The sequence below is a fragment of the Pseudomonas sp. AC242 genome (assembly GCF_979258655.1).
This window is the reverse complement of record NZ_OZ409873.1, coordinates 1,885,799-1,899,284: the sequence shown is the minus strand read 5'-3', so window position 1 is coordinate 1,899,284 and position 13,486 is coordinate 1,885,799. Positions and strand designations below refer to the sequence as shown.

Sequence of the window (13,486 nt, the reverse complement as noted above, 5' to 3'; positions counted from 1 at the left end):
GTCTGAAGCAACAAACTTACTAATTTATCTATGCCGATGCTTTGCACATGATCACTTCAACAAGAAATGCGCCGCCCGTGCCGGCGCTTGCCGAAGTACGTCCACGTACTCATCCTTGCCTTGGAGTTCGTCATGGCTACCCCTGCAGCATCCTCCGCTCCGCTGATTGAAAAACACACGATAGGCTACGTGCCCCCCGAAGATCGCCACGGAAAGGTCAGGGATCTGTTCACGCTCTGGTTCGGCGGCAACATCGCACCGTTGCCCATCGTTACCGGTGCACTGGGCGTGCAGTTGTTTCACTTGAATCTGCTCTGGGGCATCGTCGCGATTCTCGTCGGCCATCTGGTCGGCGGCGTGCTGATGGCGCTGCACTCGGCGCAAGGCCCGCAGATGGGCATCCCGCAGATGATCCAGAGCCGCGCGCAGTTCGGCTCCCTCGGCGCATTGCTGGTGGTGTTGATTGCCGGCGTCATGTACATCGGCTTTTTCGCTTCCAATATCGTGCTGGCCGGCAAATCGCTGCACGGTGTGGTCGACAGCGTTCCAGTGCCCGTCGGCATCGTCATTGGCGCAGTCGGCTCGGGGATCATCGGCATCATCGGCTACCGTTTTATCCACGTGCTCAATCGCATCGGCACCTGGGTGCTGGGGATCGGCATCGTCGTCGGTTTCGGCTACATCTTCACTCACATCCAGACTGACGACTTCCTCACCCGGGGCAGTTTCAACCTCTCCGGTTGGCTGGCCACCGTGTCGCTGGCGGCACTGTGGCAGATCGCGTTCGCGCCGTACGTGTCCGACTATTCGCGTTACTTGCCAGCGGACGTAAAAGTCTCGTCGACATTCTGGACGACCTATCTGGGTTCAGCGCTGGGGTCGAGTCTGGCGTTCATCTTCGGTGCCGTCGCCGTGCTGGCAACCCCGGTGGGCATGGACACCATGGACGCGGTCAAACTCGCCACCGGTTCCATTGGCCCGCTGATGCTGGTGCTGTTCCTGCTCAGCGTGATCAGCCACAACGCCCTCAACCTGTACGGCGCGGTGCTGTCACTGATTACCTTGGTGCAGACCTTCGCCTACCGCTGGATCCCCACCGCCAAGAGCCGCGCAGTGATCTCGATTATCGTGCTGCTGGCCTGCTGCTTTGCCGCCGTGGGCGCCTCGAAGGATTTCATCGGCCACTTCGTCGACATGGTGCTGGTGTTGCTGGTAGTGCTGGTGCCGTGGACGGCGATCAACCTGATCGACTTCTACGCCATCCACAAAGGCCAGTACGACATCCAGTCGATCTTCCAGGTCGACGGCGGCATCTACGGGCGCTACAACCCGCAGGCGTTGCTGGCTTACGCGATCGGCATCGCCGTGCAAATTCCGTTCATGAACACGCCGCTGTACGTCGGCCCGGTGTCGGCGCACATCAACGGTGCGGATCTGTCCTGGCTGGTGGGACTGCTGGTGACCTCGCCGCTGTATTTCTGGCTGGCCAACCGCGACACCTCTTATCGTCGGCGAATGATGGGCGGGAAACTGGCGAGCAGCCTGTGAGATTGATGCGCTGAAAAAGAAGGCCCGCACTGTGCGGGCCTTCTCCGTTACGCTGTGATATTTCTGTAGGTCTGACGACAATTGGGTAAGGGACATCCAATGCTGCGAATACTCGGTAAAGCCTCATCGATCAACGTGCGCAAAGTGCTGTGGACTTGCGCTGAATTGCACATTCCTTTCGAGCGCGAAGACTGGGGGTCGGGCTTCAAATCGACCAACGATTCGGCGTTTCTCGCGCTCAATCCCTGCGCCATGGTGCCGGTGATTCAGGACGGTGATTTCACGCTGTGGGAATCGAACACGATCATTCGTTATCTGGCCGCACGGTATGACGGTTCGCACCTCTATCCGACTGACGCGCAAACCCGGGCGCGGATCGATCAGTGGATCGACTGGCAGGCGTCGGAGCTGAATCGCTCGTGGTCGTACGCCTTCATGTCGCTGGTGCGCCAGTCGCCCGACTATCAGGACAACGCCGCGCTGGCGAACGGCATTGAGCAATGGTCGAAGACCATGGCCATCCTCGACCGGCAACTGGAAAAGACCGGCGCCTACGTCAGCGGCGAACAGTTTTCTCTGGCGGACATTCCCATCGGACTGTCGGTGAACCGCTGGTTCGAAACCCCACTGGCTCACCCGGATTTTGCCGCGGTGAAAGCCTATTACGAGCGCTTGAGCCTGCGTCCCGGCTACTTGCTGCACGGTCGCAACGGCACGCCGTGATCGAGGTTATTTGCTTTTGAACGCCTCACGCCGCACCTGCCGTTCGGCGGCGTAGGCGGCTTGTGGCTGGCTGATCAGATCCTCCCGACGCAACGGTTCGCCGCAGTGCTCGCACAGCGGCCCGAGGCCGGCGTCGTGGTTGCAGTTTTTGTGGGTCATGTTCACCGCCAGCCCCTCTTCCGGTGTTTTGCACCAGGTTTCTCCCCACGCCCGCAACGCAATGATCACCGGATAGAACGCCTCGCCCTTCGCGGTGAGGTGGTACTCGTAGCGTTTCGGTCGCTCGTTGTACAAGCGGCGCTCGACCAGCCCATCCGCTTCCAGACATTTCAGACGCGCGGCGACCATTTGCGGCGTACCGCCGGTCTGCGCCTGAATCTCGTCATAGCGATGATTGGCCATGAACAACTCGCGCAAAACCAGCACGGTCCAGCGGTCGCCGACGATCGTTTCGGCCCGGGAAATCGGGCACAGCGTGTCGGGAAGACTATCGTTTACTGCCATCAGGGCTTGCCTCTTTTACAGTTACTATGATTATCATATCTACACGATGCCGGGACAAGCCCTGTGCACCGATAATCCCATTGCCGGAGCAAGCCGCCATGTCGAATACCGCCTACCCGCTGGACAGAACCGCCTATCTGCTGGTCGATCCATACAACGATTTTCTGTCGGACGGCGGCAAGATTTTCCCTTTGATCAAACCGATGGCTGAACAGAACGGCCTGCTCGACAACCTGCGCAAACTCGACCGCACGGTGCGCGAGCTGAATATTCCGGTGGTCATCGTACCCCATCACCGCTGGGAAAAAGGCGACTACGAAAACTGGGATCACCCGACTCCCACGCAATGCAAAATCATGCACATGCATCATTTTGCCCGGGGCGAATGGGGCGGTGAATGGCACCCGGATTTTGCGCCGAAGGACGGCGATATCGTGGTTCAGGAGCACTGGGGTTCCAGCGGTTTTGCCAACACCGACCTGGATTTTCGCCTGAAGCAGCAAGGTGTCACCCACGTGATCATCGTCGGCCTGCTGGCCAACACCTGCATCGAAGCCACCGCGCGCTATGCCTCGGAACTGGGCTACCACGTCACCCTGGTCCGCGATGCAACGGCGGCCTTCAAAGCGGAAATGATGCATGCCGCCCACGAACTCAACGGCCCGACATTCGCGCACGTGATTGCCAGCACGGACGAACTGATTGCTCGACTCAAAGCCCAGGGTGAAGCGCAATGAATCTGACCGGCCACTTGCTGATCGGCGCGGCGGATGTCGCCGCCACCGAAGGCACGATGAAAGCCCTGAATCCGGCCACTGAACATTCGATCGAACCGGACTTCGCTTTCGGCGGTGCGGCACAGGTTGATCAGGCAGTAACACTCGCCGAGGCGGCATTCGACCGCTACAGCCATACCTCGTTGGCCGAACGCGCGGCGTTCCTCGAGAGCATCGCTGACAACCTCGACGCAGTACGCAGTGAACTGGCGGCACGCGCGGCACTGGAAACCGGACTGCCCGAAGCTCAGCTTGAGGGCGAAGCGTTGCGAGCCGCGACCCAGTTCCGCCAGTTCGCCGATGTGGTGCGCCGGGGCCGCTTTCTGCAATTGGCCATCGACCCGGCGCAACCCGAACGTCAGCCGCGCCCACGGCTGGATCATCGCCTGCAAAAAATCGCCATCGGCCCGGTGGCGATTTTCGGCGCGAGCAACTTCCCGATTTCCTATTCGGTGGCGGGCGGCGATACCGCGTCGGCACTGGCGGCCGGGGCAACGGTGATTCTCAAGGCACACAACGCGCATCCCGGTGCCTCGGAAATCCAGGCCCGCGCCATTCGTAAAGCCGTGCAGGCGCATGGCTTGCCCGAAGGTGTTTTCTCGATGGTGCGCGGTGGCGGCAATGCCATTGGCCAAGCGCTGGTCGATCATCCGCTGATCAAAGCCGTGACCTTCACTGGCTCCGAACCGGGTGGCATGGCGCTCTATCGCCGCGCGCAGTTGCGCCCTGATCCGATCCCGGTGTTCACCGAGATGACCAGCGTCAACCCGACCTTCATCCTGCCCGAGGCACTGGCGGCTCGCGGCGCCGAGATCGGTGATGGCTTTATCGAACGCATGCTGGTCAACGTCGGCCAGGCCTGTTTGTGTCCGTCGATCCTGATCGCCATCCGCGGTGCGGGGTTTGATCAGCTGCGCAACGCCATGCGCAAACGGGTCAGTGAGGCGCCGGCAAGGACAATGCTGACGCCGGGCATTCATGGTGCCTACGTCGCGGGGCTGTTGGCCATGGAACGTGCCGGCGCGCAGCTGATCGCGGCAGGCACGCCGGCTGATGCCACGCTCGCCGGACGTGCTGCGTTGCTGGAAATCGAGGGACACCAATTGCTCGCCGAACCAGAGTTGGCCCTCGAAGTGTTTGGTCCGTCGGCGCTATTGGTTGCTGTCAACGATGAGGCCGAGCTGCTGGCCGTCGCCCGTTCGTTCAAGGGTCAGCTCAGCGCGGCGATTCACCTTGAAAGTATCGATCTGGAAGTGGCGCGGCGCCTGCTGCCGATTCTCGAACGGCGCACCGGACGCATCGTAGTCAACGCCTTCGCCCACCCACAGGAGGTGACCTTCGCCACCGTACACGGCGGGCCGTTTCCGGCTACATCGGACAGCCGCTTCACGTCGGTCGGCATGACCTCGATCGAGCGCTTCTTGCGGCCCGTGGCGTATCAGGGGTTTCCCGATGAGTTGTTGCCAGAGGTGTTGCGCGAAGGGAATCCGCTGAATCTGCCGCGCAGCGTCGACGGGCAATAACGGCGATCCGGTGCGCGGCAGCTGCGATCAAGCATCTGCACGCACCACCCCGCGCTCTTCCAGCAAGCGCACAAACATGCTCAAACTGCGCGACACCGTGCCCCGCCGCCACACCAGCCAGGTGGTCAGATAACGAAAGTCCGCCGCCAATGGCCAGACGCTGACGGTCGCACTGCCGGGCATGCTCTGGAGCATTTTGCGCGGCATCAAGGCCAGCCCGGCACCCGCACTGACACAAGCGAGCATGCCGTGGTACGACTCCATTTCGAAGATCTTGCCCGGGACCGCCGCGTCGGTGCTGAACCATTTTTCAAAGTGGTGACGGTAGGAGCAGTTGGAACGGAAGGCATAAATGTTCTCGCCGTTTACGTCCGCTGCGCGCTCGACGGGGGCGTGATTGATCGGGGCGATGATGACCATTTCTTCCTCGAACGCCGGCACGCCTTCCAGCGTCGGATGCAGCACCGGGCCGTCGACAAACGCTGCGGCCAGGCGCCCGGAGAGCACGCCGTCGATCATTGTGCCGGACGGCCCAGTGGACAGGTCGAGGTCGACTTTCGGGTGCAACTGGTTGTACGCCGCCAGCAATTCGGGAATGCGCACCGCCGCCGTACTTTCCAGCGAACCCAACGGAAAAGCGCCCTGCGGTTCCTCCCCCGCCACCGTCGCCCGCGCCTCTTGCACCAGATCGAGAATGCGCCGTGCATATTCGAGAAAACTCCACCCCGCCGGCGACAGACGCAAACGGCTTTTCTCGCGAATAAACAGATCAACACCCAGATCCTGCTCAAGCTGTTTGATCCGCGTGGTCAGGTTCGACGGCACGCGATGGATCTGCGCCGCGGCGGCGCTGATGCTGCCGTGCTCGGCAACCGCTTTGAAGATTTCCAGCTGCACCAGATCCATAGTCATTCTCCATTCGTGAAAGAAACGATCTTTATTATTCAGTTTCCAGAAAACAAACACCACCCTACTCTAGGCTCATCCGACGAACATGCAGGACGAAGCCATGAGCCAGATTTCCAGCCAGACCCACGCCATCTCGATCAACCCCGCCACCGGCGAGCAGATCGGCCACTACGCGTTTGAATCCGCCGCCGCCCTCGACGCCGCGCTGACCCGCGCAGCTTTCGGCTTCGGCAAATGGAAGCGCAAGCCGTTGCAGGATCGCTCGCGCTTGTTGACCGCGCTGGCCGCTGCGCTGCGTGAAACCAGCGATGCCATGGCGACGATGATCACTCAGGAAATGGGCAAGCCCATTGCTCAGGCCCGTGGCGAAATCGAAAAATGCGCCAAGCTCTGCGAGTGGTACGCCGAGAATGGCCCGGCGATGCTCGACGCTGAGCCGACCCAGGTTGAAGGCGGCAAGGCGCGCATCGAGTACCGTCCGCTCGGCCCGATCCTCGCGGTCATGCCGTGGAACTTCCCGATCTGGCAAGTGCTGCGCGGTGCCGTTCCGGCGTTGATCGCCGGCAACACTTACGTGCTCAAACATGCGCCGAACGTGATGGGCAGCGCCTATCTGTTGCGCGATGCCTTCACCCGCGCCGGTTTCGCCGAAGGTGTTTTTGAGGTGATCAACGTCACTCCGGAAGGCGTTTCCACGGCCATCGCTGACCCGCGCATTGCCGCCGTGACCCTGACCGGCAGCGTACGTGCCGGCATGGCCATCGGCGCTCAGGCCGGTGCCGCGTTGAAAAAATGCGTGCTGGAACTCGGCGGCTCCGATCCGTTTATCGTGCTCAACGACGCCGATCTGGATGAAGCTGTGCAAGCCGCTGTGATCGGTCGCTACCAGAACTCCGGCCAGGTTTGCGCCGCCGCAAAACGCCTGATCATCGAAGAAGGTGTGGTCGAGGAATTTACCCGCAAGTTCGTCGAGGCTACGCGAAAGTTGAAGGTCGGCGATCCATTGTCCGCTGAGACCTACATCGGCCCGATGGCGCGTTTCGATCTGCGTGATGAACTCGACCAGCAAGTGCGCGACACCCTGGAAGAAGGCGCGACGCTGTTGCTCGGCGGCGGCAAGTCCGAAGGTCCAGGCAACTACTACGAGCCGACCGTGCTGGCCGATGTCACCGACCGCATGACCTCGTTCAAACAGGAACTGTTCGGCCCGGTCGCTTCGATCATCACCGCCCGCGATTGCGCGCATGCTGTGGCCCTGGCCAATGACAGCGAGTTCGGCCTGACCGCAACCATTTACACCGCCAACGTGGCACTGGCGCAGCAACTGACCAGCGAACTGGACACCGGCGGCGTGTTCATCAACGGCTACTCCGCCAGCGATCCACGGGTGACCTTTGGCGGCGTGAAGAAGAGTGGCTTCGGTCGTGAACTGTCGCACTTCGGCGTGCGCGAATTCTGCAACGCGCAGACCGTGTGGCTGGATCGCAAATAACCCAGACACCGGAAAAACCTGTGGGAGCGAGCCTGCTCGCGATAGCGGTCGTGTAAACGTATCGGCCCTATCGCTCGCAAGCTCGCTTACTATCCCGTTGAGAGTGATGGGCGGATATATCGATCACAATTGCAGTAACGATAGTTGCCCTTGGCATTTCTAATCATGTTCGGTATCTGTCTCGGTTCGAATTCTGCCGATCATGACCACGAAAATTGCACGCCATCGCTGTTTTCAGCTATCAACTCTGGTGTCAGTGACCAATACCGCTGATCGCTGCTAGGGGCTAAATTCATAGCCGTTTCAATTGATCTTCGCAAGATTTCTGCGTTGCCCGAAAATCGTATTGGGTGCCTTGGGTCCTCGCCATATCGGAGAACATTTTCACGCCTTGCGGGTCTTCATTTTTTAGCAGTCTGATCATCTCACCAGCTTGATTGACGTACTGTCGAGCGAGTTCTCGATAGGCAGAGAACAGTGTCAGAGATGAGTTTGCGGTCATGAATACCGTGGAGTTTTGGGGGAAAACCTGACACAAGGATTTCTTGCGATCCCAGCTATTTAAAATCAAGGCAGCCGCATCGCAATTCAACAATGGAACCTTCGTCCCTGTAAGCTTCGAGGGGCGCCCAGGAACGCTGCAAGTCCTTAACTGATAGCCTTGAAGCTCCCGCCCCATAATTGCAGTCATATTGATCGCGGGTTTGACTACGATCAACCGAGTATCCTGATCCGATAGATTTTCGCAGGCATGCGCCTCGTTCACCTGTTCCGCTTTTCTGATGCACCCGACTAATGCAGGGAACTCGAACGGCCATTCACGAATGTTGTAGCCCTGTTTGCGCTCGAGCAAAGCAGTACAGTGTTGATTGAAGTTATTGAGTCCCGGTATATAGAGGAATCCCCCCCTGCCCTTCGGCACATTCCTTAGCCGCGTCGCCAAGGCACAAATGTCGCCGAACTTCCCATCCGGATCAGAGGCAGCATCGGCTAGCACTATATTTCGGACATTCCTTTTGAAGAGCGAGTAGACCCCTAGATTTTCTCCATTCCCACCATCTATTAAACGAATAAAGGATGATCGGACTCGATCCTGGGTTTCTTTGCTATTCGAGGCGTCAGTCAGGTACCGCGCGTAACCGCCATCCAGCCAATACAGTGGCACAGGAAGCCATCGATGTAATGTTCTGCGAGAGTCTTGGACGTTATAGTTGGGAATGTCGATTCCCCAGTCCGCCGCAAAAGTATGAGCAAGCACACCAATGCCACCGCGAGTGAGAGGTTCCTTGTAGACAAGCTGGTTGGCATCAAGGAACGCAGCGGATGAGGCGACCGCATCTAAAACAGTCATGTTGTGCAATGAGGCAGGGGCCGAAACATAACCGTATCGCCCCGAACCATGACTAACTGCAGTCAGTTCAAACATGTCACTGTTAGTTGTGTCATCTTCACCCAATGCCCACCACCCCAATCCGCTCCTGGACTTCGGCGCAGCGGCGTTGATAATCCAGAATGGAATTTGAGATTCTTTTTTGATCGTAAGCAAACCAGTTCTCAGTTCCTCAAATGTCATATCAACAGGGTCTGAGTCGAACCTGTTCGGTTTGCAATCGGTCGCATAACCGGTGTCGTTTTTCGTACAGGGTATTTCTATGGAATGGCCACCTTGCGCCGGTTTCAGAGCATTTATGTCGCTTATCGTCGCTCCGTAAGCAATCCCGATTCCATCACGATACGATCGCGCTGTTGGCGAAACTGATATACCGGTATCGAATACTGTATTGGCGATAAAACTCAGTGGAACCGCAGCAGCAGTTCCCAAAAATGCTATAGGAGGAATACCAAAATCTTCTGATGTTCTTTGTGTCGAACAAATTCCTGGCTTGAACACATCCTGCTGGCATCGTAAAAAAGCTTGATATTTATTGTTTTTATCCACACGACCGGTTTCACCGTTTGAGCTATAGAGCAAATCATTAGGTTTACAGGTGCCGTATTCTTCGATCTGATTCACGACGTTTGGATCAGTATATTGAGATCCAATCGACATGATGCAGTCTCGAAAGAGGTCTTCACTGGTCGGTTTGCCTCGATCGGAGCGCTCGTTACGAACTGCAGGAAAGATCCTATGAGTGTAGTAAAAATAAGCTGCGTAACTGCCGCCTGATACACTACTGACGTAATCCGAAGAATCCAACAAGTGTTGGTCTGCCAACCCAGCCAGCACCCCAATAGCAAAAGACGAAGCTTTTGAGCCCCCACCAGACAGCGCTATTCCCAATGAAGGTCTTTTACCGTCGAGATGTGTAAAAGGGCTTTCCAGCGTGTCTCTCAAGCGTTGTTCCTCGCTGGAAAACGCCTGACTTTCAAGTCTTGTCAGCGCTTGTTGATCGGTTTCATTAACCTCTTGAGGCTCATTTTTTCCTGATGCCTCAGGCTGGGTGACACATACCCAGCCAGGATCAAACTTAGGGAAATGACCTTTATTGGCACTGTAATCAGTACCTAATATCGCTCTAGACTTATCCAGTATGACGCGCGTACAAGACGCAAGCGGGAAGGAAACACCCCGCTCTTCAGGAGAGGGTTGGTGACTCGCGCATCCGTTCAACAGACCCAATGCGATTAACGCAGAGAGAAAAAGGCTTTTCATTAAGCTTCGGTCTGCGCCGCCTCCATCCATGAATATTTACAAGCAGTGAACCACTTGAAAAATCATCACCTTCTCTAGGTGTAGCAGAGCCCAGGAAGAACACAATATCAAGAAGCCACCACCTAATAACGAAACGCCAGCAGGCGCGCGAAACCCCGTCATTTTCAACAAAACCCGCCTGCTGACCAGCGAACTGGACACCGGCGGCGTGTTCATCAACGGCTACTCCGCCAGCGATCCACGGGTGACCTTTGGCGGCGTGAAGAAGAGTGGCTTCGGTCGTGAGCTGTCGCACTTCGGCGTGCGCGAATTCTGCAACGCGCAAACCGTGTGGCTGGATCGCAAATAACCCAGACACCGGAAAAACCTGTGGGAGCGAGCCTGCTCGCGATAGCGGTGCATCAATCGATGAAGATGTTGAATGCACCGGCCCCATCGCTGGCAAGCCAGCTCCCACAATGACTGCGGTGTAACCACTGACGCTGCAGACACCCTGGAACCCTGTGGAAGCTGGCTTGCCAGCGATCGCGGTGCATCAGTCGACGTTTATGCCAACTGATAGTCCGCTTTCGCGAGCAGGCTCGCTTGTATGGTAGGACTTGAAGGGAGGAGGAGGGACAAGGCTCGATTCTGACTGTTGACGCAGCACAGACCGTGGGAGATTTCGCCCCTCCTCCTTTCACCCAAGCGCCGATAAAGAATGCATCTGGCTAGACCGACGATAGGAACAAGCCTGCGCCTCTGGGTGAGCCCTTCAAGTGCTCAAACCTTATCCCGGAGGAAATCCTGTGGCAATGCCAGTTGCTCTATCAAATCCGATCGTTGGCGTGGATGTCGCCAAAAATGAACTGGTGATTTATCAGGCCGATATCGATCTGCTTGAAGCGATTCCCAACACCAAAACATCCATCAAGCAGTGGCTGAAGGCCTTGCTCGGCCCCGTGTCTATTGCCATTGAAGCAACCAACATCTACCACCTGGAATTCGCTGATTTGGCCTATGCGGCCGGTTGCACGATTTACATGGTGGGCGGCTATGAACTCAAACATTACCGCGAAGGCGTGAAGATCCGCGCCAAAACCGACGCCTTGGACGCCAAGTTGCTGGCCCGTTACCTGAAGAACGAAGCCGAGGAGTTGCGCCCCTGGACCCCGCCATCACCGCTGTACCGCCAGCTCCTGAGCCTTTTCCGCCGCCGCGCGGCTTTGGTCCAGGCAAGGGTCGGCCTGGTGCAGAGCTGGTCGAATGAGCCGCTGTTGAAGGCAGCTTTTGCTGAACAAATAAAATCCATGCAGCGGCTTGAAACGATGATCGAAAAGACGATCAACGATCAGCTCAAACAAGCCGGTTTGCTCGGCCAATTGAAGCGTTGCCTGAAAGTTGAGGGCATTGGATTTCTGACCGGAGCGCGCCTGCTCACGGCGTTTCAGCGGGGGGAATTTAGCAAAGCGGATGCGTTTATCGCCTTCCTGGGCATGGATTTACGGGTATCGAAATCAGGGCAAAAGGACGGTCGCCGCAGCTTGACCAAGCGCGGAGACCCCGAGGCCCGCCGACTTTTGCACAACGCAGCGATGTCGGCTAGCCGTACGAAAGCCTGGAAAGGGTTTTACGAAGCCCAAAGAGCACGGGGTTTCAGCACCACGCAGGCGTTGGTGATGCTGGCTCGCAAACTTGCTCGGGTGGTATTCGCCTTGCTGAAAAGGCAAAGCGAATATCAGACAAAAGTCAGTTGAGGGCTTCCCCTCAACCATAGAATCTCCCACATTGGGTTTATGCGGCAGCCTGTTGTGGCTCTGTGACGCTGCGATCCTTGCTCAACAACCCCAGCACCACCGCCGCCGACACCAGCGTGATGACCGTCAGGATGTGCAGCAGATACTGGAACGCTGACGCATACCCTTCCACCAGACGCCCGTTGGCCAGCCCCGGAACAGTATTGATCGCATGCGCCATATCACCCGTGGTCACCCGGTGCGCGGTCTCGGCAATCAGCGACGCCTCGGCACTGCCTGTCACCGCGTGTACGGCACCCGACAGATCAGCGTGCAGCAATGACGCCAGCACCGCCGCGACAATCGCCAATGCAATCCCCTCACCCGCCACTCGCACGGTGCTGAAGATGCCCGCCGCCATGCCTGCGCGCTCTTTCGGCACGACGCTGACCGACAAACCATCCATCAGCCCCCACGGCAAACCGGCGCCAATGCCGATCAGCAGCATCGGCACCACCAGCGCAAATTTCGCGTCACCGACGTTGTACAGACTCAGCCAATGCAGGCCCACGGCAGCAATCAGGAACCCCGCGCCAGACAAGATGCCAGCGGAAACAAAACGCGCCAACGAGGCCGCCAGCATCGGCACCACCAGCATCGGTGCGGACAACGCCAGTAGCAGCAGACCGGCATCAATTTCGCTCAAGCCCTCAACGCCGATGAAGCGCAGCGGCAACATCACCACCAGCACGATGTAGCAGAAACACGTGCCGATCGGCAGCATCTGCACGCCAATGAATCGCGGATAACGGAACAGGGTCAGATCGAGCATCGGCCGTTCGACACGCGTTTCGACGATCACAAAAGCTGCCAGCAACAACGCCGAAGCGCCTAATAAAGTGATCACCAAAGGACTGTCCCAACCACTGTCCGGCGCCTGGATCAGGCCAAACGTGAACAACGCCAGCATTGCGCTGAACAGCAGCGTGCCCGGCCAGTCCAGCCCCTTGGCATCGGGGTCGCGGGTTTCGCGCATGCGCGGCAGACCGAAGACCATCGCAATCATGCCGATCAACGCGGTAAAGACAAAAATCGCCCGCCAGTTGAAAGCCTCGATCAGCGCACCCGCCACCAACGGCCCGAATGCCAGACCAATGCCGAACGTCGTGCCAAGCACGCTGTACGCGCGAGTCCGGGCATGCCCTTCGAACTCTTGCGCCAACGCCGCCGAACCGCTGGCCAGCGCCGCCGCCCCAGCCACACCTTGTACGGCGCGCAACACATCCAGCCAGAACACCGACGGCGCCAGACTCTGCGCAAACGAGGCAGCGGTGAACAGCAACATGCCGAAGGTGAACAGGCGTTTGCGTCCGTAAACATCAGCCAATGCGCCGGCGGCCATCAGCAAACTGCCGAACGTCAACATGAACGCGTTGGTGATCCAGGTCAGCGCCACCGGGCTGCCGCCCAGATCGCGACCAATGGCCGGTGTCGCCACCGCACCGCCGGTAAAGCTGAGGGGCAGGACCAGAGCCGAGAGGCACACGGCCGCGAGTATGAGCAACTTGTCGCGCGTTCCGTGCGGCTGGGTCATAGCGTTCATCATTCCATCCCTTGAGCAATCAAAAAGCTGCGTCGCGCAG

At 58.2% G+C, this 13,486-nt stretch carries 10 protein-coding genes and 1 pseudogene; 7 read left to right on the top strand and 4 right to left on the bottom strand.

From position 1 onward, the window contains the following. The first annotated feature begins 132 nt into the window (after nt 1-132). Together ACZZ0A_RS08750 and ACZZ0A_RS08745 are read left to right on the top strand one after the other, a co-directional pair. Nucleotides 133-1,548, top strand: a complete 1,416-nt coding sequence (locus ACZZ0A_RS08750; RefSeq protein WP_007910838.1) for a purine-cytosine permease family protein — start codon at nt 133-135, stop codon at nt 1,546-1,548. Between the two features lie 99 nt (nt 1,549-1,647). After that, nucleotides 1,648-2,271 carry a glutathione S-transferase family protein gene (locus tag ACZZ0A_RS08745; protein ID WP_007910836.1) on the top strand — a complete coding sequence of 208 codons (624 nt, stop codon included), beginning with the start codon at nt 1,648-1,650 and terminating at the stop codon, nt 2,269-2,271. A gap of 6 nt (nt 2,272-2,277) precedes the next feature. Here ACZZ0A_RS08745 and ACZZ0A_RS08740 read toward each other — a convergent pair whose 3' ends face one another. Then, a complete protein-coding gene (locus tag ACZZ0A_RS08740) occupies nt 2,278-2,775 on the bottom strand; it encodes a winged helix-turn-helix transcriptional regulator (RefSeq protein ID WP_463542877.1) in 498 nt (165 codons plus the stop codon). A gap of 98 nt (nt 2,776-2,873) precedes the next feature. On the opposite strand from ACZZ0A_RS08740, the gene ACZZ0A_RS08735 reads away from it, so the two are divergent. Both ACZZ0A_RS08735 and ACZZ0A_RS08730 read left to right on the top strand, forming a co-directional pair. After that, complete coding sequence (locus tag ACZZ0A_RS08735) at nt 2,874-3,512, top strand: cysteine hydrolase family protein (protein WP_123374968.1); 639 nt, start codon at nt 2,874-2,876, stop codon at nt 3,510-3,512. Then, nucleotides 3,509-5,074: an aldehyde dehydrogenase (NADP(+)) gene (locus ACZZ0A_RS08730; protein ID WP_463542876.1), complete on the top strand. Its 1,566-nt coding sequence runs from the start codon at nt 3,509-3,511 to the stop codon at nt 5,072-5,074. The genes ACZZ0A_RS08735 and ACZZ0A_RS08730 overlap by 4 nt, the downstream gene beginning before the upstream one ends. A 27-nt stretch (nt 5,075-5,101) precedes the next feature. Here the strand turns inward: ACZZ0A_RS08730 and ptrR are convergent, their stop codons facing one another. Beyond that, nucleotides 5,102-5,980 carry a putrescine utilization regulator PtrR gene (ptrR, locus tag ACZZ0A_RS08725; protein ID WP_007910829.1) on the bottom strand — a complete coding sequence of 293 codons (879 nt, stop codon included), beginning with the start codon at nt 5,978-5,980 and terminating at the stop codon, nt 5,102-5,104. A gap of 103 nt (nt 5,981-6,083) precedes the next feature. Between ptrR and ACZZ0A_RS08720 the strand changes: the two genes are divergently transcribed. After that, on the top strand, nt 6,084-7,475 hold the full coding sequence (locus ACZZ0A_RS08720; protein WP_463542875.1) for an aldehyde dehydrogenase family protein: 1,392 nt from the start codon (nt 6,084-6,086) through the stop codon (nt 7,473-7,475). Nucleotides 7,476-7,767: 292 nt separating this feature from the next. Here the strand turns inward: ACZZ0A_RS08720 and ACZZ0A_RS08715 are convergent, their stop codons facing one another. After that, nucleotides 7,768-10,128, bottom strand: coding sequence for a hypothetical protein (locus ACZZ0A_RS08715; RefSeq protein ID WP_463542874.1), 2,361 nt, complete (start codon nt 10,126-10,128; stop codon nt 7,768-7,770). Nucleotides 10,129-10,309: 181 nt separating this feature from the next. On the opposite strand from ACZZ0A_RS08715, the pseudogene ACZZ0A_RS08710 reads away from it, so the two are divergent. Further along, nucleotides 10,310-10,477 (top strand): annotated as a pseudogene (locus ACZZ0A_RS08710) (aldehyde dehydrogenase family protein); the annotation flags it as partial. Between the two features lie 445 nt (nt 10,478-10,922). Then, nucleotides 10,923-11,864, top strand: a complete 942-nt coding sequence (locus ACZZ0A_RS08705) for an IS110 family transposase (protein WP_463544082.1) — start codon at nt 10,923-10,925, stop codon at nt 11,862-11,864. 37 nt (nt 11,865-11,901) lie between these two features. Here the strand turns inward: ACZZ0A_RS08705 and ACZZ0A_RS08700 are convergent, their stop codons facing one another. Then, the gene (locus ACZZ0A_RS08700; RefSeq protein ID WP_463542873.1) at nt 11,902-13,446 is read right to left on the bottom strand and encodes an MFS transporter; all 1,545 of its coding nucleotides are present in this window, start codon (nt 13,444-13,446) and stop codon (nt 11,902-11,904) included. Between the last annotated feature and the right edge of the window lie 40 nt (nt 13,447-13,486).